Source organism: Pseudomonas capeferrum (assembly GCF_000731675.1).
Taxonomy (GTDB): domain Bacteria; phylum Pseudomonadota; class Gammaproteobacteria; order Pseudomonadales; family Pseudomonadaceae; genus Aquipseudomonas; species Aquipseudomonas capeferrum.
In genome coordinates this window covers 372,478-394,502 of the sequence record NZ_JMIT01000004.1, presented here as the reverse complement: position 1 = coordinate 394,502, position 22,025 = coordinate 372,478, and the positions used below count along the sequence as shown (strand labels likewise).

At 63.0% G+C, this 22,025-nt stretch carries 26 protein-coding genes and 1 pseudogene; 15 read left to right on the top strand and 12 right to left on the bottom strand.

Features of this window, described 5'->3' with window-relative positions; genetic code table 11:
• Positions 1-9: 9 nt before the first annotated feature.
• Together PC358_RS23945 and PC358_RS27430 are read right to left on the bottom strand one after the other, a co-directional pair.
• Complete coding sequence (locus tag PC358_RS23945) at positions 10-375, bottom strand: PilZ domain-containing protein (protein ID WP_033702937.1); 366 nt, start codon at positions 373-375, stop codon at positions 10-12.
• A gap of 103 nt (positions 376-478) precedes the next feature.
• Complete coding sequence (locus PC358_RS27430) at positions 479-643, bottom strand: lytic polysaccharide monooxygenase (RefSeq protein WP_081874771.1); 165 nt, start codon at positions 641-643, stop codon at positions 479-481.
• 360 nt (positions 644-1,003) lie between these two features.
• Between PC358_RS27430 and PC358_RS23935 the strand changes: the two genes are divergently transcribed.
• From PC358_RS23935 to yjiA, 3 genes are all read left to right on the top strand, one after another.
• Complete coding sequence (locus PC358_RS23935; protein ID WP_033702935.1) at positions 1,004-3,070, top strand: carbon starvation CstA family protein; 2,067 nt, start codon at positions 1,004-1,006, stop codon at positions 3,068-3,070.
• 17 nt (positions 3,071-3,087) lie between these two features.
• On the top strand, positions 3,088-3,285 hold the full coding sequence (locus tag PC358_RS23930) for a YbdD/YjiX family protein (protein WP_027595234.1): 198 nt from the start codon (positions 3,088-3,090) through the stop codon (positions 3,283-3,285).
• Positions 3,286-3,363: 78 nt separating this feature from the next.
• Positions 3,364-4,341: a GTPase gene (gene yjiA / locus PC358_RS23925; protein WP_033702933.1), complete on the top strand. Its 978-nt coding sequence runs from the start codon at positions 3,364-3,366 to the stop codon at positions 4,339-4,341.
• Here yjiA and PC358_RS23920 read toward each other — a convergent pair.
• Positions 4,301-5,788 (bottom strand): methylenetetrahydrofolate reductase C-terminal domain-containing protein, encoded by a 1,488-nt coding sequence (locus tag PC358_RS23920; RefSeq protein WP_033702932.1) that lies wholly within the window; start codon positions 5,786-5,788, stop codon positions 4,301-4,303. The genes yjiA and PC358_RS23920 overlap by 41 nt on opposite strands.
• Positions 5,789-6,002: 214 nt before the next feature.
• Here PC358_RS23920 and PC358_RS23915 point away from each other — a divergent pair.
• Both PC358_RS23915 and PC358_RS23910 read left to right on the top strand, forming a co-directional pair.
• Positions 6,003-7,139 (top strand): annotated as a pseudogene (locus tag PC358_RS23915) (5-methyltetrahydropteroyltriglutamate--homocysteine S-methyltransferase); the annotation flags it as partial.
• A 72-nt stretch (positions 7,140-7,211) separates the two neighbouring features.
• Positions 7,212-7,931, top strand: a complete 720-nt coding sequence (locus PC358_RS23910) for an SDR family NAD(P)-dependent oxidoreductase (RefSeq protein ID WP_033702930.1) — start codon at positions 7,212-7,214, stop codon at positions 7,929-7,931.
• A gap of 67 nt (positions 7,932-7,998) precedes the next feature.
• Here the strand turns inward: PC358_RS23910 and PC358_RS23905 are convergent, their stop codons facing one another.
• Complete coding sequence (locus PC358_RS23905) at positions 7,999-9,177, bottom strand: acetyl-CoA C-acetyltransferase (RefSeq protein ID WP_033702929.1); 1,179 nt, start codon at positions 9,175-9,177, stop codon at positions 7,999-8,001.
• Positions 9,178-9,380: 203 nt separating this feature from the next.
• Here PC358_RS23905 and PC358_RS23900 point away from each other — a divergent pair, with 203 nt between their 5' ends.
• From PC358_RS23900 to PC358_RS23880, 5 genes are all read left to right on the top strand, one after another.
• Positions 9,381-9,647, top strand: coding sequence for a PepSY domain-containing protein (locus PC358_RS23900; RefSeq protein WP_033703013.1), 267 nt, complete (start codon positions 9,381-9,383; stop codon positions 9,645-9,647).
• Positions 9,644-10,183: a cytochrome b/b6 domain-containing protein gene (locus tag PC358_RS23895; RefSeq protein ID WP_033702928.1), complete on the top strand. Its 540-nt coding sequence runs from the start codon at positions 9,644-9,646 to the stop codon at positions 10,181-10,183. The genes PC358_RS23900 and PC358_RS23895 overlap by 4 nt, the downstream gene beginning before the upstream one ends.
• Positions 10,184-10,382: 199 nt before the next feature.
• Positions 10,383-10,667, top strand: a complete 285-nt coding sequence (locus PC358_RS23890; protein WP_033702926.1) for a helix-turn-helix domain-containing protein — start codon at positions 10,383-10,385, stop codon at positions 10,665-10,667.
• A gap of 276 nt (positions 10,668-10,943) precedes the next feature.
• Positions 10,944-12,155 carry an enoyl-ACP reductase FabV gene (fabV, locus tag PC358_RS23885; RefSeq protein ID WP_033702924.1) on the top strand — a complete coding sequence of 404 codons (1,212 nt, stop codon included), beginning with the start codon at positions 10,944-10,946 and terminating at the stop codon, positions 12,153-12,155.
• A 180-nt stretch (positions 12,156-12,335) separates the two neighbouring features.
• Positions 12,336-13,244 (top strand): alpha/beta hydrolase family protein, encoded by a 909-nt coding sequence (locus PC358_RS23880; RefSeq protein ID WP_033702923.1) that lies wholly within the window; start codon positions 12,336-12,338, stop codon positions 13,242-13,244.
• A gap of 70 nt (positions 13,245-13,314) precedes the next feature.
• Here PC358_RS23880 and PC358_RS23875 read toward each other — a convergent pair whose 3' ends face one another.
• The 4 genes from PC358_RS23875 to PC358_RS23860 are packed head-to-tail and all read right to left on the bottom strand — an operon-like array spanning position 13,315 to position 15,294.
• A complete protein-coding gene (locus PC358_RS23875) occupies positions 13,315-13,656 on the bottom strand; it encodes a HopJ type III effector protein (protein ID WP_033702922.1) in 342 nt (113 codons plus the stop codon).
• A complete protein-coding gene (locus PC358_RS23870) occupies positions 13,649-13,945 on the bottom strand; it encodes a DUF1244 domain-containing protein (RefSeq protein WP_033702921.1) in 297 nt (98 codons plus the stop codon). The genes PC358_RS23875 and PC358_RS23870 overlap by 8 nt, the downstream gene beginning before the upstream one ends.
• A gap of 9 nt (positions 13,946-13,954) precedes the next feature.
• On the bottom strand, positions 13,955-14,701 hold the full coding sequence (gene folM / locus PC358_RS23865) for a dihydromonapterin reductase (RefSeq protein WP_050506172.1): 747 nt from the start codon (positions 14,699-14,701) through the stop codon (positions 13,955-13,957).
• Positions 14,702-14,733: 32 nt separating this feature from the next.
• Positions 14,734-15,294, bottom strand: a complete 561-nt coding sequence (locus tag PC358_RS23860) for a putative antibiotic biosynthesis monooxygenase (RefSeq protein WP_033702920.1) — start codon at positions 15,292-15,294, stop codon at positions 14,734-14,736.
• Between the two features lie 217 nt (positions 15,295-15,511).
• On the opposite strand from PC358_RS23860, the gene PC358_RS23855 reads away from it, so the two are divergent.
• A complete protein-coding gene (locus PC358_RS23855; protein WP_033702919.1) occupies positions 15,512-16,462 on the top strand; it encodes a MerR family transcriptional regulator in 951 nt (316 codons plus the stop codon).
• Here PC358_RS23855 and PC358_RS23850 read toward each other — a convergent pair.
• Both PC358_RS23850 and PC358_RS28305 read right to left on the bottom strand, forming a co-directional pair.
• Positions 16,447-17,064 (bottom strand): hypothetical protein, encoded by a 618-nt coding sequence (locus PC358_RS23850; protein WP_033702918.1) that lies wholly within the window; start codon positions 17,062-17,064, stop codon positions 16,447-16,449. The genes PC358_RS23855 and PC358_RS23850 overlap by 16 nt on opposite strands.
• Positions 17,065-17,136: 72 nt before the next feature.
• The gene (locus PC358_RS28305; RefSeq protein WP_256577296.1) at positions 17,137-17,271 is read right to left on the bottom strand and encodes a hypothetical protein; all 135 of its coding nucleotides are present in this window, start codon (positions 17,269-17,271) and stop codon (positions 17,137-17,139) included.
• Positions 17,272-17,383: 112 nt separating this feature from the next.
• On the opposite strand from PC358_RS28305, the gene PC358_RS23845 reads away from it, so the two are divergent.
• Entirely contained in the window at positions 17,384-17,839 is a 456-nt protein-coding gene (locus tag PC358_RS23845; RefSeq protein WP_033702917.1) for a flavodoxin, read from the top strand.
• Between the two features lie 18 nt (positions 17,840-17,857).
• Here the strand turns inward: PC358_RS23845 and PC358_RS23840 are convergent, their stop codons facing one another.
• Positions 17,858-18,739 carry a LysR family transcriptional regulator gene (locus PC358_RS23840; protein WP_033702916.1) on the bottom strand — a complete coding sequence of 294 codons (882 nt, stop codon included), beginning with the start codon at positions 18,737-18,739 and terminating at the stop codon, positions 17,858-17,860.
• Positions 18,740-18,834: 95 nt separating this feature from the next.
• Between PC358_RS23840 and PC358_RS23835 the strand changes: the two genes are divergently transcribed.
• The 3 genes from PC358_RS23835 (at position 18,835) to PC358_RS23825 (ending at position 20,979) form a co-directional block, all read left to right on the top strand.
• A complete protein-coding gene (locus PC358_RS23835; RefSeq protein ID WP_033702915.1) occupies positions 18,835-19,221 on the top strand; it encodes a CidA/LrgA family protein in 387 nt (128 codons plus the stop codon).
• Positions 19,211-19,897, top strand: coding sequence for an LrgB family protein (locus PC358_RS23830; protein ID WP_033702914.1), 687 nt, complete (start codon positions 19,211-19,213; stop codon positions 19,895-19,897). The genes PC358_RS23835 and PC358_RS23830 overlap by 11 nt, the downstream gene beginning before the upstream one ends.
• A 176-nt stretch (positions 19,898-20,073) precedes the next feature.
• Complete coding sequence (locus PC358_RS23825) at positions 20,074-20,979, top strand: alpha/beta fold hydrolase (RefSeq protein ID WP_033702913.1); 906 nt, start codon at positions 20,074-20,076, stop codon at positions 20,977-20,979.
• Positions 20,980-21,229: 250 nt separating this feature from the next.
• On the opposite strand, the gene PC358_RS23820 is transcribed toward PC358_RS23825, so the two are convergent.
• On the bottom strand, positions 21,230-22,012 hold the full coding sequence (locus tag PC358_RS23820) for an IclR family transcriptional regulator (protein ID WP_033702912.1): 783 nt from the start codon (positions 22,010-22,012) through the stop codon (positions 21,230-21,232).
• Between the last annotated feature and the right edge of the window lie 13 nt (positions 22,013-22,025).

Genomic DNA, 22,025 nt, shown 5'->3' with positions numbered 1-22,025 from the left:
GAGATCCCATTATTCGATGAGTTCTCGCAGCTCACGCATCATTTCGGTGCTGTCGGCCACGTTCAGTTCTACAAGACGGTGCAAATGGCTCATCGAATCGAGGTCGATGTAGAGGCAGACGAAGCCCAGGCGCTGTGCTTCTTCATGACGAAGCTCCACCTGCATCCGCACGTGGGTATGCGGGTCAAGATGGATGACCGCATCGAAGTCCTGTGAGAGGTCGGCATTCCACGGCTGGGGGCGCTCGACCAGCAGGCCCTTGAGCGACAGGTCAAGCAGTTTGACCGGCCAGCGGCGGTCACCCTGGCGCAGTTCGGTGGGGGCGTCGAAGTCTATGCGCTGGAAGCGTCGGCGATTGTTGGAAGAAGTGGTCATGGCGGGCCCCTCGTCAGATGTTCTGACTATAGACCAGCCATGGCCTTTTCTGCCTGAGGGCGAGCGACAAGGTACCGTCTGCGGGCGTCGCCCGGTGCCACCCTTAGTTGGAGACGAAATTCAGGTCAACCACCTGATAGAAGGCTTTATCTGTCTCGGCAATTTCCCATACCCCAAGCAGCACTTGATAACCGTCGCGCTCAGGCAACTTCAGCGTCTCTTTCCTCAGCGAAGGTCGCTCGGGACTTGGGCTTTGAGATCGAGCCATGGGTGGGTTCGATTGAGCCTGAGTCACGCGTGGATTTACTCTTATCCTGAGTCATCATCTGTCCCTGCTTGCTGGTTATCAACTGATCGACGCACGGTTCGAGCGTTTGCGCACCGTGAGTCATATCGTGGCGACTGGTTTGCCTGATCATTTAATGCGCAGTTGCCACCCTGGACAACTGGCAGAAATGACAGGTCAGCCGAAGTAACGTTGTCGCCACGGACTGCGGGTAGTTCGGGTAGCAGCGTGCTAGAGCGCGTGCTGGTCAGTGGCTGAGCGCCAAATCGGGATGGTAAAGCCGTCAAGCAGGCCCTAGACTCAAGGGGCTGTCTATTCCAACCACTTAGCTGGAAGCATGCCATGAACAACAATAACAGCCTGCTACGCCACATCCCGTGGCTGGCGTTGGCGGTCATAGGAGCCTGCGCGCTGGGTGTTGTCGCCCTGCGTCGCGGCGAGGCGATCAACGCCTTGTGGATCGTGGTCGCGGCAGTGGCCATCTACCTGGTCGCCTACCGCTACTACAGCCTGTTCATCGCCACCAAGGTGATGCAACTCGACCCGCGCCGAGCCACCCCGGCGGTGCTCAACAACGATGGCCTGGACTACGTCCCGACCAACAAGCACATCCTGTTCGGCCACCACTTCGCCGCTATTGCCGGCGCCGGCCCACTGGTGGGCCCGGTACTTGCCGCGCAAATGGGCTACCTGCCCGGCACGCTCTGGCTGATCGCCGGCGTTGTGCTGGCCGGTGCGGTGCAGGACTTCATGGTCCTGTTCATGTCTACCCGCCGCAACGGTCGCTCGCTGGGCGACATGGTGCGCGAGGAAATGGGCCGGATCCCGGGCACCATCGCCCTGTTCGGTTGCTTCCTGATCATGATCATCATCCTCGCGGTGCTGGCGCTGATCGTGGTCAAGGCCCTGGCCGAGAGCCCATGGGGCATGTTCACGGTGATGGCGACCATTCCGATCGCGATGTTCATGGGCATTTACATGCGCTATATCCGCCCGGGCCGCATCGGCGAGATTTCGGTGGTCGGCGTGGTGCTGCTGCTGGCGTCGATCTGGCTGGGCGGCGTGATCGCTGCGGACCCGGTCTGGGGCCCGGCGTTCACCTTCACCGGCGTGCAGATCACCTGGATGCTGGTGGGTTATGGCTTCGTCGCTGCCGTACTGCCGGTATGGCTGGTGCTGGCACCGCGTGACTACCTGTCGACCTTCCTCAAGATCGGCACCATTGTTGGCCTGGCCATCGGTATCCTGATCATCGCGCCAGAGCTGAAAATGCCGGCCCTGACCCAGTTCACCGACGGTACTGGGCCGGTCTGGAAGGGCACATTGTTCCCGTTCCTGTTCATCACCATCGCCTGCGGTGCGGTATCGGGCTTCCACGCGCTGATCTCCTCGGGCACCACGCCCAAGCTGCTGGATAACGAAACCAACGCCCGTTACATCGGCTACGGCGGCATGCTGATGGAGTCGTTCGTCGCCATCATGGCCATGGTCGCCGCCTCGGTGATCGAGCCTGGCGTGTACTTCGCCATGAACAGCCCGGCTGCGGTGGTTGGCGCCGACGTTGCTACGGTGGCGCAGACGGTCAGCAGTTGGGGCTTCCTGATCACCCCTGAGCAGCTCGAAGCGGTCGCCCGCGACATTGGCGAGCACACCGTGCTGGCCCGTGCCGGTGGTGCGCCAACGTTGGCGGTGGGTATCGCGCAGATCCTTCACCAGGTGCTGCCGGGTGAGAACACCATGGCCTTCTGGTACCACTTCGCGATCCTGTTCGAAGCCCTGTTCATCCTCACCGCCGTGGACGCCGGTACCCGTGCCGGGCGCTTCATGCTGCAGGACCTGCTGGGCAGCTTCGTGCCGGCGCTCAAACGCACCGAATCGTGGGGTGCCAACCTGCTCGCCACCGCTGGCTGCGTGGCAATGTGGGGTTATCTGCTGTACCAGGGCGTGATCGACCCGCTGGGTGGCATCAACACCTTGTGGCCGCTGTTTGGCATCTCCAACCAGATGCTGGCCGGTATCGCCTTGATGCTCGGTACTGTGGTGCTGATCAAGATGAAGCGTCAGCGCTACATCTGGGTCACCCTGGTGCCGGCCGTGTGGCTGCTGATCTGTACCACTGCCGCAGGCCTGATCAAGCTGTTCGACCCGAACCCGGCCGTTGGCTTCCTGGCCCTGGCCAAGAAGTACAGCACTGCGCTGGACGCCGGCCAGGTACTGGCCCCGGCCAAGGACATCGGGCAGATGCAGCACGTGATCTACAACGCCTACACCAACGCGGGCCTGACGATTCTGTTCCTGCTGGTGGTGTTCAGCATCCTGTTCTTCGCCATCAAGGTCGGCTACGCCGCCTGGGGCCGCAAGGAACGCACCGACAAGGAAACCCCGTTCCAGGCGCTGCCTGACGCGTAAACGAGAGGACTGCAGCTATGTTCAACGACCTGGGTCGACTGGGTAAGTACCTGGGGCAGGCAGCCCGCCTGATGGTCGGCATGCCCGACTACGACAACTATGTCGAACACATGCAGAACAAGCACCCGGACAAACCGGTGATGAGCTACGAGGCGTTCTTCCGTGAACGCCAGGAAGCGCGTTACGGTGGCAAGTCCGGGCCCAAGTGCTGTTGAGCCTGCAACACCTGTGAACCTGTGGGAGCCCGGGCAGCCGGGCTCCCACATTCATTTTCAGCTTCAGGAGCTTTTTGCGTGCAATCGCCTATTCCCGTCACCGTACTGACCGGCTTTCTGGGTGCCGGCAAGACCACCTTGCTCAAGCACATGCTCAAGGCCGAGCACGGCCTGAAGATCGCCGTGATCGAGAACGAGTTCAGCGAGGCCGGTATCGACAGCCAGCTGCTGGGCGACGAGCCGGTGCAGGTCATGACCCTGGCCAACGGCTGCGTGTGCTGCAGCATCCATGGCGACCTCACCCGCGCCCTGTACCTGCTGCTGGAGCGCCTGGACGCCGGCGAGATCGCCTTCGACCGCCTGGTGATCGAATGCACCGGGCTTGCCGACCCTGCACCGGTTGCGCAGACCTTTTTCATCGACGAGGACCTGCGTGATCGCTACATCCTCGACGGCATCATCACCCTGGTCGACGCCGCCCATGCCGAGCTGCACCTGACCCAGGCCATTGCCCAGGCCCAGGTCGGGTTTGCCGACCGCCTGCTGCTGAGCAAGACCGACCTGGTCGAACCTGCGGCGGTGGATGCCCTGCGCGAGCGCCTGTCGCGCATCAACGGCCGTGCCGCCATTCGTGTGGTCGAACAGGGGCGCATCGACCTGGCCGAACTACTCGATGTGCGCGGTTTCAACCTCAATAGCGACCTGGGCGCCAGCCTCAAGCCGGCCCTGCGCCCGGTGCTCAAGCCGGCCACCCCGGACCGTATCTCGACCTTGGTGTTGCGCACCGACACCCCGCTGGACATCGACCGCCTCAGCGACTTCATGAACGCGCTGCTGGAAACCCACGGCAAGCAATTGCTGCGTTACAAGGGCGTGCTGAACATTGCCGGGGACGATCGTCGCCTGGTGTTTCAGGGCGTGCTCAAGCTCTACGGCTTTGACTGGGATGCCGAATGGGCAGCAGGCGAGGCCCGCGAAAGCGTGCTGGTGTTCATTGCCGATGACCTGCCCGAGGCTACGATTCGGGCTGGGTTCGAGGCTTTGAGCAGGGCTTGAGCCGGTGAGGTGCCTGGGCCGCGAACCAGGCCGGCCATGAACTGCGGTGGCGGGTTTGCACTTCGATGCACGGGATCAGCCGCTCGGTGAGCACAGCCGTCTGCCGCACGGCCTTGGCGGTGCGGTACTTGACGCTGTGGATGCATTCGCGGTCGCCGAATTCGCAGCGGTTCAGCGAGGTACCGCCGCAGGGGCCGTTGGCCAGGCCCTTGGGGCAGGTTTCCGGGCAGATGTAGAGGGTGTCTTCGAGGCGGCAGCGGCCGCAGGTGTCGCAGCCCACCAGCGGTCGCTTCAGCGCACGCTCCACCCCGTGCAGCACGCGCGCACCGCGGGCTGTTGCCCACAACGGTTGGCGAACGGCCCAGCCGAATGCCTGGCTCAGCCAGTTGCTGCGGCTGAACAGCAAGGCATGGGACGCGTGCAGCAGGTGGTACCGCGCCTTCTCTTTGTTCGACGCGCTGACCTTCGACTCGCCCTGGCGCCAGCTCGCTGACGGCGGATGAAAGACCACGGCAGGCAGGCCGGGCACCTGCCAACTGGCCGCCCAGGCTGGCGCCCACTGTTCCAGTGAGTGGATCTGCGCTTGCCAGTGTTCGATGCGTTGTTCCAGGGCCAACAGCTGCTTGAGTTCGTGAATGCCCGACACGTGCACCCCGGCGTAGCCCATCAGTTTTACACCAATCACCTGCAGCGCCAGCCGGTCGACGCTGCGCGCCTGGGCGTGGGCCTTGGACACGGCTGCTTCCGCTTCGAGCATGTCGCGCATGGACGGCGTGACCGTCACGCCAGCCACGTGATCGAGCATTGCGGCGCGGCCATGGGTAAGGCTCATCAGGCAGGCCAGCAAGGGTTTCGGGTGCGGCTGGCGGTTCATCCAGGTTTGGGCTTCCTGGTGCTTGCTGGCATCGAAGCCCAGTTGCAGGGTCAGAAAGTCGGCGCCCGCAGCCAGTTTTTTCTCGGCCTTGAAGTACTGCGCGCCGCCTTCTTCCTCGCAGTACTTGAATGGGTTGAGCGCGGCACCGAGCAACCAGTGTGGGCAAGCCTGGCGCGCGAGCTGCAGGGCGGCCACCGATTCCAGGTAGCGCACCGGGCGCTCTGCGGGTTGATGCCCAGGCAGGCGGTCGCCAGTGAGCAGCAGCAGTTGGTCAAGCCCGTCGGCATCCATGCGTTGCAGTTGCGCCAGCAAGTGGTGCCGTTCGCGGTCCTTGCCAGAAAAGTGCGGCAGGGCAGGCACGGGTGAGCTGAAGCTGGCGAGGGCGTCCAGGGGCGACAGGTCCAGTGGGCTGCCGACGCGATCACCGATGGCCAGGGTCATCGGCCAGCCACACAGGTGCGCACGGGCCATGATCGCTTCCATGGCGGCGAAACGTTCCGCCGAGGGCTTGGGGACGAACTCCATGACGCAGACGAAGGTTTTTTCGTGCAGCGCCGTTTTTAGCAGGCTCATGGATCGGGCACCGGGTTGGGGCAGGGTGGCATTGTGCGGCAAAGGGCCGATGGGGTCATGTCCGGATGCGTAGGGTGCTGCTCTGAACGAGACATGCAGGTGGACACATCAACATGAGTAAATCTTGATTTCATATCAAATTAAATGAGTTTGTCTCAGCGCTCGTTGGTCCCGAAAATGCCCATATTCATTTAGACATTCTGAGGCACGAGACATGGCACTGGCACATTCCCTGGGCTTTCAACGCATCGGCCATGATCGCGATCTGAAAAAAGCCCAGGAAGCCTTCTTGCAAGGTGAACTCGACGAAGCCGGCCTGCGCGCTGTGGGCCGCGCGCTGCGTGCCAGCCATTGGCAGGTGCAAAAGGACGCCGGCATCGAGCTGCTGCCGGTGGGCGATTTCGCCTGGCACGACCAGGTGCTGACCCATTCGCTGACCTTCGGTGTCGTCCCGCAGCGCTTTCGCAGCCACGATGGTGCCAAGCCTACTTTGCAAACCTTGGTCGCCATGGCGCGAGGCACGACCGAGCGCAGCGACAGCGGCGGTGCCCACGCCCAGGAAATGGCCCGCTGGTTCGACAGCAACTATCACTACCGGGTACCGGAATTCACCGCCGACCAACAGTTTGCCCTGAGCTGGGAGCAGCTGTTCGAAGAGGTCGAAGAAGCCAAGGCCCTGGGCCATGCGGTCAAACCTGTGCTGATCGGCCCGCTGACCTATCTGTGGCTGGGCAAGGCCCAAGGCGCCGACGTCGACAAGTTGGAGCTGGTCGACCGGTTGTTGCCGCTGTACGACGAAATCTTCAACCGCCTGGCCGCACAGGGCGTTGAATGGGTGCAGATCGACGAGCCGATCCTGGTGCTGGATTTGCCGCAAGACTGGAAAAACGCCTACGAGCGCGTTTACAACATCCTGCAACGTGCGCCGCTGAAGAAACTGATCGCCACCTACTTTGGGGGCCTCGAAGAAAACCTGGGCCTGGCGGCGAACCTGCCCGTCGATGGCCTGCACATCGACCTGGTGCGTGCGCCAGACCAGTACCCGACCCTGCTCGACCGCCTGCCGGCTTACAAGATCCTGTCGTTGGGCCTGGTCGACGGCTCTAGTGTCTCGGCCTGCGACCTGGAAAAAGCCCTGGCTGTGTTGCAGCACGCGGCCGAACGCCTGGGTGACCGCCTGTGGGTCGCGCCGTCCTGCTCGCTGTTGCACAACCCATTGGGGCTGGCCTGTGAAGACCAGCTCGACGCCGAGCGCAAAGGCGGGTTGGCCTTCGCCGTGCAGAAGTGCCAGGAAGTGGCCGCGTTGAGCAAAGCGCTCGACGCGCCAGAGGCTGCCCGCGCGTTGCGCGCCACGGCTTGATCATCGGGCCGCTACGGGTGCTTATAATGCCGGCTCGAAATGTAATCGACAGGGAATGATGCGATGAGAGTTCTGGTAGTCGGCGCCAGCAAGGGGCTGGGCAAGGCCTTCATGGAAGGGCTGGGCAAACCGGGTGATACGCTGATCGGCGTGGCCCGCTCGCGCCCCGAGCGGGTGGTGGCCAGCAAGGATGTCGAGGTGCAGTGGATCGCGGCCGACCTCGCTCAGCCGGCCGCCGCCGTCGAGGCCATTGCCCAGGCGCTGGCGGGCGGTGGCGTGGATACCCTCATCTACAACCTCGGGCTGTGGGAAGCCGAGGCGTTTGCCGAGCACTACAGCTTTCTTGCCGACCGCGATGCCGAACTGCAAGGCATGGTCGACTGCAACATCACGGCCACCATCCTGCTGATCAAGCGCTTGCTGCCGATGCTGCTCGAAAGCGAAAAGCCACGGATCCTGCTTACCGGTTCCACCTCGGGTCTGCCGCAAAGCGGGCGCCCTGAAGTGACCTTTGCCGCGTCCAAGTTCGCCCTGCGCGGTATTGCCGAAGCCTTGCGTGAAGGGTATCGCGAGCAGGGGCTTGGTGTGACGTGCCTGAACCTGGGCTACCTGAACACCGAGGATGGCTTGGATGTGCCAGTGGCAGAAGCCGCGGCGCGCGGGGAAGGGGGGCTGATTCCGCTGCACGATGTGGTGCTGATGGTGCGCACGATGCTGGAACTGTCGGCGGCCAGTTATGTGCGTGAGCTGACACTGCCAGCGATTGCCGATGAGCGCTTCTGAGTAACCAGCCCGGCCTCTTCGCGGGTTTGTTCGCGAAGGGGCCGAGCCTGCAGGCATCAATGACGGATCAACGCTCGATCGCCAGCGCTACCCCCTGGCCACCACCAATGCACAACGTGGCGAGCCCTTTCTTGGCATCTCGCTTGATCATCTCGTGCAACAGGGTCACCAGCACCCGGCACCCCGACGCACCAATCGGGTGGCCCAGGGCAATCGCCCCGCCATTCACATTGACCCGCGCCGCATCCCATTCCAGGGCCTTGCCCACCGCCAACGCCTGTGCGGCAAAGGCCTCGTTGGCTTCGATCAGGTCCAGGTCCGCCAGCTGCCAGCCCGCCTTGTCCAGGCAGCGTTGGGTAGCCGAAACCGGGCCAATACCCATGATCGCCGGGTCCACGCCCGCACTTGCATAGGCCGCGATCTTCGCCAGCACCGGCAAGCCCAGGGCCTTGGCCTTGGCGGCACTCATCAGCAATACGGCAGCGGCGCCATCATTGAGGCTGGAAGCATTGCCGGCCGTCACGCTGCCCTCTTTCTTGAAGGCTGCGCGCAACTTGCCCAGAGACTCGGCAGTGGTACCTGGGCGGGGTTGTTCGTCGCGCTCGAAGACCGTGGGCTCGCCCTTTTTCTGCGGCATCACGATCGGCGTGATCTCGTCCCTGAATCGGCCGGCCTCGATCGCGGCCACGGCCTTGCGCTGGGACTCGGCGGCGAAGGCGTCCTGTTGTTCACGGCTGAGGCCGTACTTGTCCACCAGGTTCTCGGCGGTAATGCCCATGTGGTAGTCGTTGAAGGCGTCCCACAGGCCGTCGGTGATCATGCTGTCGACCAGTTGACCGTGGCCCATGCGCTGGCCGGTGCGGGCCGAAGGCATGACGTAGGGGGCCAGGCTCATGTTTTCCTGGCCGCCGGCAATCACCACCTCGGCGTCACCGCAACGAATAGCCTGGGCGGCCAGGTGCAGGGCCTTGAGGCCCGAGCCGCAGACCTTGTTGAGCGTCAGCGCGGGCACGCTGTAGGGCAGGCCGGCCTTGATCGCGGCCTGGCGGGCTGGGTTCTGGCCGGCGCCGGCGGTGAGTACCTGGCCGAGGATCACTTCGTCGACCAGGGCAGGGTCCAGTTGGGTCTGTTCCAGCAGGCGCTTGATCACGGCTGCGCCGAGGTCGACGGCGGGCACTGTGGCCAAGGCGCCCTGGAAGCTGCCGATGGCGGTACGGGTGGCGGCGACGATGACCACGTCGTTCATGTTGTTGTTCTCCGTGCAAGGGTGGGCGCCGCGAGGGCAGGATGTTGTCAGCATCGGCGGGTTTGGTTCATTTGTTAAGTTTGTTTTTCTTTGTGATTGTTCTGGAAAGCAAATGAATGATGCCGGCCCAGCAGGCAAGGCGCTGACCCTGGGTCTAAGCTGGATGTCGTGCTGTTTCACTCAACGCAACGGAGCTCATGGCCATGCGCATCTTGATCGCTCTTACCCTCCTGATCGGCAGCAGCACAGCATTCGCCGCCACCCAGTGCACCACTGCAGACAAAAGCACCTGGCAAGACCCGGGCAAGTTCCAGGTCCAGCTCAAGGATCAGGGCTACAAGATCAGCAAGTTCAAGGTCACTAAAGGCAACTGCTACGAAATCTATGGTTTCGACAAGGATGGCCGCAAGATCGAGATCTACCATGACCCGGTCAGCGGCAAGGCGGTCAAGACCGAGTACCACGATTGAAGGCCCGCCGCACGGTACAGCTGTGGGACCCGCTCCTGCGGCTGTGCCACCTGTCGTTGGCCACGGTGTTCTTCGCGGATTATTTTTTCAATGAAGAGGGCGACGACTGGCACCAGTGGCTGGGCTATTACGGGTTGGCGTGCGTGATGTTGCGCCTGGTCTGGGGCTTCGTCGGGCCGCAAAGCGCGCGCTGGGCCGACTTCTGGCCGACCCCGGCACGCCTGGCCGCCCACGCCCGCGCGCTGATAAGCGGGCAGCCCTACCATCGCCTGGGGCATTCGCCGATCGGCGCCCTGGTGATGCTGCTGATGCTCACCGGCATCGCGGGCCTGGGCCTGACCGGTTGGGCGTCGCAAGAGGTCGACGCCCTGTGGGGCGCCGACTGGCCGATGAGCCTGCACAGCTTTCTGGCCGACGCGGTGCTGGCGTTGGTCTGCGTGCATGTATTGGCAGCCATCGTCGAAAGCCTGCGCCTGGGCGAGAACCTGCCCTTGTCGATGATCACCGGCCGGAGACGATTACCGGAAGATCAGTGAGCGTTTTACGCTCGCGGCCACCTACACCGCCGGGCACTGATGGGTCGCGCAATAGATGCCGTCACCCCCTGCCGCAATGGCGCTCGATGCCCCGACGCTCTTCAAAATCCCACACAGTAGAGCCTGTAGGCTGGGCGGTGAAACTTACGAATTGCTTTGTGCAAGAAACAACCTAATCCGTAACAGAGGGACATATAAAATGGCAAACGAACGCACTACCTCCGTGTGGGACGCGTTGGTTGACTCGCCAGAAGACGCCGAGAACCTTCGGGTACGCGCAAAGCTAATGCGTATCCTTACCAAGACAGTTAAGTCTTGGGACCTCCCACAGAAAGATGCAGCACGTCAGCTGCACGTAACACAGCCGCGTTTGAGCGAGCTGCTGAATGGGAAAATCGACAAATTTTCCCTGGATGCTCTGGTGAACATGCTGGCCAGCGCAAATCTGGAAATTGATATCACTGTGAAGCACAAGGCGGCCTGACCAGGCGGTTGAAAGCAATAGGGCTGGCCATTTGGCTGGCCCTTTTTAGTTGTGCGCCAGGCATGGCGCGTTGCGTGTTAGTGCAACAGGACGATCCACTGGCGCAGCCGTTTCTGCAGTGGCTGAAAGCGGTACTCGGCGGCAACCTGGGTTTTGTATACCCCCAATCACCCCGTAATATGTGTCGGATAACCGGCGGGGGTAGTCTCACCCTCTGATCAATCGGAATCGCCCGTGGCGGCGCTTCCCTGGCATAAACCTGACGAGGTACAGACATTGGCCATCATTCATCCTAAGGTCCGCGGTTTCATCTGCACCACGACCCATCCGAAGGGCTGCGAGCTCAACGTCCGTGACCAGATCGAAGCCACCCGCAAGCTGGGCGTGCGCGAGGATGGCCCGAAGAAGGTCCTGGTGATTGGTGCTTCCAGCGGCTACGGCCTGGCGGCCCGCATCACCGCAGCGTTCGGCTTCAAGGCCGACACCCTGGGCGTGTTCTTCGAAAAAGCAGGTACCGAGACCAAGGCCGGTACTGCGGGCTGGTACAACTCCGCCGCCTTCGACAAGTTTGCCAAGGCCGAAGGCCTGTACAGCAAGTCGATCAACGGTGATGCGTTCTCCGATGAGGCCCGTGCCAAGGTCATCGAGCTGATCAAGAACGAAATGGGTGGCAAGGTCGACCTGGTCATCTACTCCCTGGCCTCCCCCGTGCGCAAGCTGCCGCAAACCGGTGAAGTGATTCGCTCGGCGCTCAAGCCTATCGGCCAGCCTTACAAGTCGACCGCCATCGACACCAACAAGGACACCATCATCGAGGCCAGCATCGAGCCGGCTTCCGAGCAGGAAATCGCTGACACCGTCACCGTCATGGGTGGCCAGGACTGGCAGCTGTGGATCGATGCCCTGGCCGGTGCCGACGTGCTGTCCGAAGGCGCCCGCACCGTGGCCTTCAGCTACATCGGTACCGAGATCACCTGGCCGATCTACTGGCACGGTGCCCTGGGCAAGGCCAAGCAGGACCTGGACGAAACCGCGCTGCGCCTTGACCAGAAACTGGCCGGCGAAATCAAGGGCGGCGCCAATGTGGCCGTGCTGAAGTCGGTGGTCACCCAGGCCAGCTCGGCCATTCCGGTGATGCCGTTGTACCTGTCGATGGTCTTCAAGATCATGCAGGAGAAGGGTGTTCACGAGGGTACCCAGGACCAGTTGGACCGCATGTTCCGTGATCGCCTGTACCGTGCAGACGGTGCCCCGGCCGCAGTCGACGAGAAGAGCCGCCTGCGCCTGGACGACTGGGAGCTGCGTGATGACGTGCAGGACGCCTGCAAGGCCATGTGGCCGCAAGTCACCACCGAGAACCTGTTCGAGCTGACCGACTATGCCGGTTACAAGAAGCAGTTCCTCAACCTGTTCGGCTTCGAGCGCGCTGACGTCGACTACGACGAAGACGTGGCCACCGATGTGAAGTTCGACTGCATCGAGCTGTAAGCACGGCTGAAACATGAGGGGGCTGTACCGCCCTCTTCGCCGGGCAAGCCCGCTCCCACCGGTGCTCCACAAGGCTTTGGCTCAATGGGGATCCTGTGGGAGCGGGCTTGCCCCGCGAAGAGGCCGGTACAGCCCCCGATTTTTTTGCTAGCGTTGGCGCACTACAACAGGACGCGCGCCATGAGCAGCCTCACCCAACCGGCCACCGCCTTTCGCCACACCGCAGCCGACGGCTACAGCCTCGGCGGCTTCTGCTGGCGCCACGCCCAGCCCAACCCCCTGCGCCCGCTGGTGATCATCAACGCCGCCACCTCTGTGCGTTGCCGCTATTACGCCCGCTTTGCCGACTACCTGTTCGCCCATGGCTGCGATGTGCTGACCTACGATTACCGAGGCATCGGCGAATCACGGCCGCCGTCACTGCGTGGCTTCCAGGCGTCCTGGAGCGACTGGGGCCGGCTGGACTTCGAAGCCATGCTGGCCCACGCCGCGCAGGCGTTTCCCGGGCAACCGGTGGACGTGGTGGGGCATAGCTTCGGCGGTTGCGCGGTGGGGTTGGCACCGTCTGCCGGGCAGGTCAGGCGGGTGGTGATGGTGGGTGCGCAATTCGCCTACTGGCGCGATTACGCCGCTGATCAGCGTTGGCGGCTGTTCGGTAAATGGCATCTGGTGATGCCTTTGCTGACCCGTGCGTTCGGCTACTTCCCCGGCAAGCGCCTGGGCTGGATGGAAGACACGCCGGCCGGGGTGGTGCACGACTGGACGACCCGTACGCCACGCTATGAGCACCGGCCAAGCGGGCGCCGGTTGCAGGGGGTGCCGTTTGCACAGGTGCGGGGGGCGACGCTGGCAATCAGCCTGACCGATGACCCGTTTGGCACCGTGGCGGCTACAGAGCGATTGCTAGGGTACCTGCAGGGGGCTGAGCGTCAGCACCTGCGTATTGCACCTGTGGATATCTCGGTCGAGAAAATTGGCCATTTTGCGTTTTTCCATGACCGCTTTCGGGGCAGCCTGTGGCCGATTGCCTTGGCGTGGTTGCAGCAGGGCGGCTTGCCCGAAGAGGTGCCGGGGACGGTCATCAAATAACAGGGATCGGGTAACGTTTGTAGGCGCGGCCTCGCGTCGCGAAGAGGGCCGCAAAGCGGCCCCAGCACGCTCAAGCCTTACGCGAAAGTGGCTGCCCGGTGAACTTCACCCCAGCCAGGCCATGCGCGATCAGCGCACGGATATTGCCATGGTCGCTGCCCTCAGGCGTGGCCACCACATCGCGATAATGCTCACCAAAGGCCAACAGGGCCTCTTCATCGCTCAAGCCCTCCAGCAGCGCCAGCCCCAGGGTCTTGCACGAGCCTTCGTTCTGCCCGGCGGCATTTTCCACGCCGCCGTTGTTGAAGGCCTGTGGCTGATAGCTGTAGTGGGCGGCGATGAACGCCAAGGTATCGGCAAAGACGTGTTCGCCGCTTTTCAGGCTGGCGCGCAGGGTGTTCAGATCAGTCACGAGGTTTTCCTTTTTCGAACGCCGCGTGTTGTTCGGCGCTGGCTTCTTTCTGGTATTGGGCTTTCCACTCGGCGTAGGGCATGCCGTACACCGCTTCGCGGGCGTCATCCAGGCTGACATCGACCTGGCGCTCGTCGGCAGCGGCCTTGTACCACTTGGACAGGCAGTTGCGGCAGAAGCCGGACAGGTTCATCAGGTCGATGTTCTGCACATCGGTGCGTTTTTGCAGGTGGTCGACCAGGCGCCGGAACGCGGCGGCTTCGAGTTCGAGCTGTTGTTGCGGGGTCATGGGCTTCTCTCAGGTCATGCGATTCTTCAGGTGGCGGCCACCGTTGATGACCACCTGGCTACCGGTACTGTACTGGCTTTCGAGCAGGTATTTGACCGTCTCGATCAGCGGGCCGGCGCCGGGCTCGAATTCCAGCAGGGCCTTTTTCAGGGTCTGCTGGCGGTAGGCTTCGTCACCCCCTTCCTTGAGGATCAGCAGCCCGGGCAGGATACCGTTGACGTGCACCTTGGGCGCGTACTTTTCGGCGAACGACAGCACCATGTTCTGCAGCGCGGCCTTGGTGGCGGCGTAGCCAATGTGGCTCTTGCTGCCCCGCGAAGAGGTTTCGTCGCAAATGTGGATGATGTCGGCCTTGCCCACGCTGCCTGCCTTGCCCAGCATCTCGCCGAGGGCCAGATTGAGGTGGTACGGCGCTTCGACGTGCAGGCGGAACATGGTGTCGAGGTTGGCCAGGCCATCGTCAAGCCACAGGGACGCGTTGTGGATGATCGCGCGCAAGCCGTCGTAGTGGCCTTGCAGGTAGTCGATCAGCGCCTGGCGGTCGGCAGCCTGGCACAGGTCGGCCTGGAACTGCACGATGTTGGGGTGTGCGGATTGCGGCTGCAGGCTGCGGCTGGCACTGACCACCGTATGGCCGGCTTGCGCCAGTTCGAGGGCCAGGGCCAACCCGACGCGCTGGCTGGCTCCGGTAACGAGAATTGGGCTGTTCATGTTCGGGGCGGTCAACTTGTCTGTCCTTTCGTTGCCGCCCAGCATACCCGAACTGTTTCCTTCTTGTAGACCAGCCCTCAGCGGCTGCGCAGGGCTGCAGCAGTAGCTGGGGCGGCATGCAGCCAGCCCGCCAGCAGGCGTGTGGAGAGGGGGATGAACAGGTACACCATCACAGGCGTCAGGGCCAGGGTACTGAGCATCACACGCGGCACCAGGTCCATGCCTGCCAGCCAATGCCCGAACAACAGGTTGAACAGCAACGAGACTGGGAAAAAGGCTAGCCAGATAGCGACTGCCTGCTTCCAGCGTGGCGGTTTTTGCACTCTATTGGTGCCAAACCAGTCATCGAGACCGCTTACGCGCGCTTCTTTGGGGCGTTCAAACAGCCCGTTGCCACGTTGCAGCCAGGCCCGGCGCGAGGCGGAATGTTCCCAGGCGTGCAGTGTAGGTTCGTCACTGAAGCGAAAGATGATCTGGAATTCATCGCTATCGCGAGGCGGCGCGAAGATGCCCGAACCGAGGTAGCCGGGGAAGTCGGTGGCCAGTTGCTCGCCTTCGTGGAGCCAAGCCAGCAGGGCCTGGTAACGGCCGTGGGCGGCGCGGCGCGACACCAGCAGGGTGACGGGTGGGGTAGACATCGTGTATCTCCTGGCGACGGGGCTGGCGGGTAGCTGGCCCCTTGGCGGCGTCGCCCGGGGTGGTGGGCGACACAGGCATGCATGCAAGAATCGGGCGCGAATTATCGCGATATGGCGTCATACCGCAAGAGCAAGGGGCGAACAGTTGTTAACATGCGCACTAGGCTGTTCGTAGTAACATGCGCGTTCAACTTCCGCACACGGGTACTCAGTGCAGATGAGCAAACAGGGACGTACCTCGCCGATCGACGAGGGACTGCAACACCAGGAGCTGTTCCCGATTCGTGAAGTCTCCCGCCTGACGGGCGTAAACCCAGTGACCCTGCGCGCCTGGGAGCGCCGTTATGGGCTCATTCTGCCCACCCGTACCGACAGTGGCCATCGCCTGTACTCCCAAGCCGATATCGATGATATCCGCAACATCCTCGGCTGGCTGGAGCGCGGCGTTGCAGTGAGCAAGGTGGCTAGCATCCTTGTCCGTAGCCAGGCGCTGGTGGAGGATAACGGCGATGAGCAAAGTGCCCGGCTGAGATGGCGGCAGCAGATACACGAGGCGGTTCTGCGCGTTGATGGCACGCGCCTGCACCGTCTGTTCGACAAGGCGTTCGCGAGCCATTCGCTGGATCAGGTATTCGGCGAAATCTTCATGCCGGTGTGGCACGATTTGGCGGCAGGCCAGAGCGGCTACGGCCAGCGGGCCTTCGGCCAGGCCAGTGAATGGCTGTTCTTCGATCAGTTCATGCGCAGCCGCGTATTCGTGCGCTTGCAGCTATCGCGCATGCCGCGCAGCCGCAGCGTCTTGCTGGCGCCATTGGCGGGGCCTTGTCACGAGTTGGAATTGCTGGTGACGGCCTTGTTGCTGGGGTGCGATGAGGTGGAGGTAAGTGTGTTGGCGCCAGGGCAGCCTTTGCAAGAGCTGACGCTGATTTGCGAGCGGCTCAGGCCTGATGCCTTGGTGCTGTTTTCCAATCAGGCGCCGACCGCCGAGTTGAGCAAGCGCCTTGGGCGGCTGGTGGTGGGCCTTGAGTGCCCGTTGCTGCTGGCCGGTAAAGTGGCCGAGCTCGCCCAGGACAGCCTGGCAGGCAGCCCGGTAGCGTGCCTGGGGGCACAAGGCAGCGTGATGCGCCAACGGCTGCGGCAGTTTCTGGGTGGTCAGCTCGATACCTGACTGTGCAGCTCCGGGTGAGCCTGGCGATGGGCTTGCAGGATGTATTCGCGCAGGCGCTCGATCTCTTCGGCGGGGCTGCAGCTCAAATCGTAGGCCGCAAGGTCGGGGCCAATGCGCCGACGCAGCACGCCGTGCAGCTCGATAGGCGCAATGCCGGCAGGTGCAAAGCACAATTCGAAGCGCGCAGGGGCTTGTGCCAGGTCGCGGATCTCCAGCAAAGCGCCCTTGAACGAGATTTCGCGAACCCACAGGCCGCTTTGCTGATCATGTGCATCGAGCAGTGCGCTTGGCTGGTCCATGGACAAGCGCCATGGGCGCCGCATCGGGCCGTCTTCGTAGATTTCCGGGGAGCCCAGCTGCAGGTGCAGGGCATGGAACTCGTCTTCCACCAGTTGCAGCGGAAAGCTGATCTGCTGGTTGTTGAACTGCGCCTGCAAGGTCACCTGCTCGTTGGCCACCAGGCGGGTGAGCAAGGTCTGAATCCGGCGGTCGCCATTGACCAGCAGGCTGGACATCGTGTCAGCCAGGTTGAACTGGGGCGAGTGCTGCATGTTCTGTATGAAATCCAGCTCGTCCTGGGTCAGGAGCGCATCTGCTTGCATGATCGAACTCGGCGGTGGCGATTTCTTCAACGGGATTGACCGTGCGAGGCGCGCTTGGTTCAGGAGCGTAGGTCAGATTTCTGACGAGCGTACATTTCTGCCAGTTCGCGCTCCAGTTCGACCTGGCGGCTGACCTTCCTTTTCGGCGACCACGATGCCGTCGTTGGACGCATCGACCATCGATTGCAGCAGTTGCGCGTTGATCATGTCCGGGCCATTGGGCGAGAAAAGGGGGCTGGTAGTTGGGTCGAGGCGGCCTTTTGCCAGCGTTGAATGCTAGTATCCTACGTTTTCACTCAGTTTCGGAATCCTCTTCCCGATGAAAGTCGCCATTATTTCCGGGTCGGTGTACGGCACCGCCGAAGAAGTCGCCCGCCATGCCGAATCGTTGCTCAAGGCTGCGGGCCATGAGGCTTGGCATGCCGCGCGTGCCACCCTGCAGGACGTAGAAGGTTTTGCCCCCGAGGCATTGCTGGCGGTGACTTCGACCACCGGCATGGGCGAGCTGCCGGACAACCTCATGCCGCTGTACAGCATGATTCGCGACACTTTGCCCGCCGCCTGGCGTGGTCTGCCGGGTGCGGTGATCGCATTGGGCGACTCCAGTTATGGTGATACGTACTGCGGCGGTGGCGAGCAGATGCGTGAGCTGTTCGCTGAGCTGGGGGTGCATGAAGTGCAGCCCATGCTGCGCCTGGATGCCAGTGAGACGGTGACCCCTGAAACCGATGCCGAACCGTGGTTGGCCTCGTTTGCGCAGGCCCTCAACGGCTGACCCGCTCCAACCTGCGATTCAACTGGCGCGCTCACGCAGCAACGCCAACCACGCCTGCGCTGCCCGTGACAAGTACGCCCCCCGCCGCCAGATGAACGCGATGTCCCAGCGCAGGTCCAGCGGCGCCTGCAGCGGCAAGCGCACCACCCCGGGGCGTTCCAGGGCCTTGGCCACCACCCGGGGCAGCAACACCACGCCCTGGCCCGCTGCCACCAACGCCACCAGAAAATCCGCCTGGCCACTGCGCCCGCCTTCTTTCGGGGTGAAGCCCTGTTGCTGGCAGGCCTTTAGCAACCGGTCATTGAGCACGAAGCTGCGCTGATACAGCAGAAACGGCGTATCGGCCAGTTGCCGCAGATGCACGCCATCCGCGCCCGCCAGCGCATGCCCGGCGGGCAGCAGGGCATCGAGTGGTTCGTTGCAGAAAGGCTGGTGCTCGAAGGCGCTGTCACTGGGCGTGAGGCTACCACCGAGTTCCAGCTCGCCGCTGCGTACCGCTTGCTCGACGCTACGGCTGCCGCCTTCAAGCAACTGGATGGTGATGTTCGGGTAGCGTTGCCGGTATTCGGCGAACAGGCCGGCGAACAGGGCATCGCTGCCCAGCATCGGCAAGCCCAGGCGCAGTTCGCCGCGAGCCATCTGGCCGAGGTCATCGAGTTCGCTGAGCAATGCCTGGCGCTGGCGCAGCAGTGCTTCGCCGCGCTCCAGCACGATGCGCCCGGCCGCAGTCAGGTGCAGTTGCGAGGCTTGCCGTTCAAGCAGCGGCTGGCCCACGTCCTGCTCCAGCTGAGCCACTTGCTTGCTCACCGCCGACTGGCTGATGTGCAGGGTCTGCGCCGCCTGGGTAAAGCCCCCGCGGTGGACCACTTCGATGAAGCTGCGCAGTTGTTTGAATTCCATGTTTCCAATTCCATTCTGGAATGCAGGCCAGTCTAACAATTCGCTTCTGGCCTAGGCAGGTAAATCTTAAAATGAGGGCCTGTCGAGGAAGCCCCATGAAACCTGCGTTAGTGAAAAAAGCCCTGCGCCTGCTTGTCGAGTTGGCGACCCTCTATGCCTTGTTCCTGTTCGGCGGCCAGCTGGCTGCCTGGCTGGGCTGGCCGATCCCCGCCGGGGTCATGGGGCTGGCATTGCTTCTGCTGCTGTTCGCCAGCGGCGTGGTCAAGCCGGCCACGCTGCAACTGGGCGCCGGCTGGCTGATGGCCGAGATGTTGTTGTTCTTCATTCCGGCGCTGATGAGCCTGCTCGATTACGGCACCCTGGTGCGCGAAGAAGGTTGGCGCATTCTGTTGGTGATTGCCGTGAGCACGTTGATGGTCATGGTAGTGACCGCACTCACCGTCGAACTGGTGTGCCGCTGGAGCTTGCGCCATGAGCCTTGAACCCATGCCGTTGTTCTGGCTGGCGCTGACCTTGCTGGCGTACCTGGGCAGCCGCTGGCTGTACCGGCGCAGCGGGCGCTATGTGCTGTCTCCGCTGATCCTGGTGCCCGCATTGCTGCTGGCGGTGGCCGTACCGCTGCATACCGCCTATGCCGAATACGCCCGCAACACCCATTGGCTGATGGCCGTGCTCGGCCCGGTGACCGTGGCGTTCGCCGTGCCCATATGGCAACAGCGGGCGCTGCTGGCGCGTCACTGGCCGGCGCTGATGATGGGCATGCTGGCTGGCAGCACGGCCTCGATCGCCAGCTCGTGGGGGTTGGCCCACCTGCTGGCGCTGGACAATGCAACCAGCCTGTCGCTGGTGCCGCGCTCGATCACCACGCCGTTTGCCATGCCGCTGGCCCACGATTTGGGCGGCGTGCCGGAACTGACTGCGGTGTTCGTGATGTTCACTGGGGTACTGGGCGCCCTGTTCGGCGGTGTGCTGCTGCGCTGGTTGCCGTTGCGTACCGCGCTGGCGCGGGGCGCGTTGTTCGGGGTGGGCGCGCATGGTGCCGGAGTCAGCAGGGCGCAGGAAATGGGCCGCGAAGAAGGTTCCGTGGCCGGCCTGGTCATGGTCCTGACCGGGTTGCTGAACCTGTTCGCCGCACCGCTGCTGGCCATGCTGCTCTGACCGTTCGTGCCACTGACTCGCAAGGTCATCAAGCTGGCTGGCAACGCAAGTTTCAGCCCATGGGCTGCTGGCTAGACTCAGCCTCGACATAGAGAGCACATGTAAGTGCCGAGGTAACATGCAATGACCGCAGCCTTGCCCTATTCCGTCAACACAACTCCACCGGGACCGATCTGATGCCTTTGGCCGAAATTCCATTGTGCGTCTGGCGTACCCGGGGACAGAGTTTCATCTTCCGGGGCCAGAGCATCCGCTACTGGACCGCAGGGCAAGGAGAGCCCCTGCTTCTGTTACATGGCTTCCCCACCGCCAGCTGGGACTGGCACTACCTATGGACGCCTTTGGCGCAGCGTTTTCGGCTGATTGCCTGCGACATGCTCGGCTTTGGCGATTCGGCCAAGCCGGTCAACCATGCCTACAGCCTGATGGAACAGGCAGACCTGCAACAAGCGTTGCTTGCCCATCTCAAGGTCAACCAGCCTGTGCACCTGCTGGCCCATGACTATGGCGGCAGCGTGGCCCAGGAGCTGCTGGCGCGGCACCACGAGCAGCGAGCGAACATCGCCAGTTGCGTGTTTCTCAACAGCGGGCTGTTCCCCGAGAGCTACCGGATGCTGCTGATCCAGAAGCTGTTGCTCAGCCGCCTGGGCTGGCTGGTGGGGCGCTCGTTCGGGCGGGACGACCTGGTGCGCAACGTGTCGCAGGTCTATGGCCCCTGCACCCACCCGAGTGAAAGCGCGCTGGATGATTGCTGGAGCCTGATCGCCGCCAACCGGGGCACGCGTATCTTGCACAAGCTGGTCGGCTACTTGCCGGAGCGCACCGTGCATCGCGAGCGTTGGGTGGGTGCGTTGCAACGCGAGGGGGTGCCACTGCGTTTCATCAACGGTGTGGTCGACCCGGTGTCTGGCGGGCGCATGGTCGAGCGCTACCGGCAACTGGTGCCGAAGCCGGATACCGTGCTGCTGCAGGGCATCGGGCATTACCCGCATACCGAAGCGCCGGTGCAGGTGCTGCGCCATTACCTGGCCTTTCGTGAGCAACCGCTGAGTTTCTTGCAGCAGAAGGTGGCGTGGTCTTGAGGGGGGGCTTGCCCCTCCCAGCCCTCAGGCGATCACCCAAAAAAAAAAGCCGCTGCAATCGCAGCGGCCAATCGAGACGTTAGATCAAGGAGCTTCAAAATCTACGTCGGTGAACCTCGCAGGCCTGAAAGGCGGGGGGGTAGTGCCCTTCATGCCGGCCAGTGAGTCAAGAATAAGCGCTTGATCCCGTGGGAAAAATAGCCGCCTATGACATTCACCTTTACGTTTCGGGCAATAGTGCCCCCTTCGCTCAACCCGCAGGCGCATACCCCATCCGCCAACTGGTATCCCGCGCAGCCGCCAACAATCGCTGCGCCGCAGGGCCATGTTCGTCAGCATGGAATATCGACGTCGGCCCCACCACGGTCATCACCGCAGCGATCTGCCCCATGGCATTGAACACCGGTGCCGACAGCGCATCCACACCCGGCATCAGCAGGCCATGCACATGGTGCAGGCCACGCGCGCGAATGCCTTCCAACAAGGCTGCGTAGTCACAGGCTTGATGCTGCAGCGCAGTCAGCTCCCGGTCGCGCAAGTCGATGGTTTCGCGTTCTGGCAGATAGGCGGCGAACACCAGCCCGGTGGACGAGCTGAGCAGCGGCAGCACAGAGCCTATCTGGGTCACCACCGTGATCGCGCGCACCGCCGGTTCAATGCTGACCACCGTCGCGCCCTGGTTGCCCCATACGGCAATAAAGCAGCTTTCGTTGAGCTCATCGCGCAACTGCGACAGCGGCAGCGCCGCGATCTTCAGCACATCGATGCTGGCCAACGCCGCCAACCCCACGCGCAACGCTTCACGCCCCAGGCCATAGTGGTTGGTGGCCGCATCCTGTTCGGCGAAACCGCTGGCGATGAGCGCCTGCAGGTAGCGATGCACCTTGCTCGCCGGCATCTGCACATGCTCTGCCAGGCGTGACAGCGACGTGGAGGGGGCGAGTTCGGCGAGTGCCTTGAGAATATCGGTGCCGACTTCCGCCGAGCGGACCTTCTGCTTGCCGTTATCAGTGGGTGAGCTGGCTTTGGCCATGGGCATGGGCTTC

What these genes read in the sequence shown, in the direction of transcription:
- PC358_RS23910 (WP_033702930.1), top strand. Translation starts at nt 7,212, where the DNA reads ATGAGAGTTCTGGTAGTCGGCGCCAGCAAGGGGCTGGGCAAGGCCTTC.
- PC358_RS23840 (WP_033702916.1), bottom strand. Translation starts at nt 18,739, where the DNA reads ATGGAATTCAAACAACTGCGCAGCTTCATCGAAGTGGTCCACCGCGGG.
- PC358_RS23930 (WP_027595234.1), top strand. Translation starts at nt 3,088, where the DNA reads ATGTTCAACGACCTGGGTCGACTGGGTAAGTACCTGGGGCAGGCAGCC.
- PC358_RS23890 (WP_033702926.1), top strand. Translation starts at nt 10,383, where the DNA reads ATGGCAAACGAACGCACTACCTCCGTGTGGGACGCGTTGGTTGACTCG.
- PC358_RS27430 (WP_081874771.1), bottom strand. Translation starts at nt 643, where the DNA reads ATGGCTCGATCTCAAAGCCCAAGTCCCGAGCGACCTTCGCTGAGGAAA.
- PC358_RS23820 (WP_033702912.1), bottom strand. Translation starts at nt 22,012, where the DNA reads ATGGCCAAAGCCAGCTCACCCACTGATAACGGCAAGCAGAAGGTCCGC.
- PC358_RS23830 (WP_033702914.1), top strand. Translation starts at nt 19,211, where the DNA reads ATGAGCCTTGAACCCATGCCGTTGTTCTGGCTGGCGCTGACCTTGCTG.
- PC358_RS23835 (WP_033702915.1), top strand. Translation starts at nt 18,835, where the DNA reads ATGAAACCTGCGTTAGTGAAAAAAGCCCTGCGCCTGCTTGTCGAGTTG.
- PC358_RS23825 (WP_033702913.1), top strand. Translation starts at nt 20,074, where the DNA reads ATGCCTTTGGCCGAAATTCCATTGTGCGTCTGGCGTACCCGGGGACAG.
- PC358_RS23855 (WP_033702919.1), top strand. Translation starts at nt 15,512, where the DNA reads ATGAGCAAACAGGGACGTACCTCGCCGATCGACGAGGGACTGCAACAC.
- PC358_RS23905 (WP_033702929.1), bottom strand. Translation starts at nt 9,177, where the DNA reads ATGAACGACGTGGTCATCGTCGCCGCCACCCGTACCGCCATCGGCAGC.
- PC358_RS23845 (WP_033702917.1), top strand. Translation starts at nt 17,384, where the DNA reads ATGAAAGTCGCCATTATTTCCGGGTCGGTGTACGGCACCGCCGAAGAA.
- PC358_RS28305 (WP_256577296.1), bottom strand. Translation starts at nt 17,271, where the DNA reads ATGATCAACGCGCAACTGCTGCAATCGATGGTCGATGCGTCCAACGAC.
- PC358_RS23900 (WP_033703013.1), top strand. Translation starts at nt 9,381, where the DNA reads ATGCGCATCTTGATCGCTCTTACCCTCCTGATCGGCAGCAGCACAGCA.
- PC358_RS23870 (WP_033702921.1), bottom strand. Translation starts at nt 13,945, where the DNA reads ATGACCCCGCAACAACAGCTCGAACTCGAAGCCGCCGCGTTCCGGCGC.
- PC358_RS23945 (WP_033702937.1), bottom strand. Translation starts at nt 375, where the DNA reads ATGACCACTTCTTCCAACAATCGCCGACGCTTCCAGCGCATAGACTTC.
- PC358_RS23860 (WP_033702920.1), bottom strand. Translation starts at nt 15,294, where the DNA reads ATGTCTACCCCACCCGTCACCCTGCTGGTGTCGCGCCGCGCCGCCCAC.
- folM (WP_050506172.1), bottom strand. Translation starts at nt 14,701, where the DNA reads ATGCTGGGCGGCAACGAAAGGACAGACAAGTTGACCGCCCCGAACATG.
- PC358_RS23935 (WP_033702935.1), top strand. Translation starts at nt 1,004, where the DNA reads ATGAACAACAATAACAGCCTGCTACGCCACATCCCGTGGCTGGCGTTG.
- PC358_RS23920 (WP_033702932.1), bottom strand. Translation starts at nt 5,788, where the DNA reads ATGAGCCTGCTAAAAACGGCGCTGCACGAAAAAACCTTCGTCTGCGTC.
- PC358_RS23880 (WP_033702923.1), top strand. Translation starts at nt 12,336, where the DNA reads ATGAGCAGCCTCACCCAACCGGCCACCGCCTTTCGCCACACCGCAGCC.
- PC358_RS23850 (WP_033702918.1), bottom strand. Translation starts at nt 17,064, where the DNA reads ATGCAAGCAGATGCGCTCCTGACCCAGGACGAGCTGGATTTCATACAG.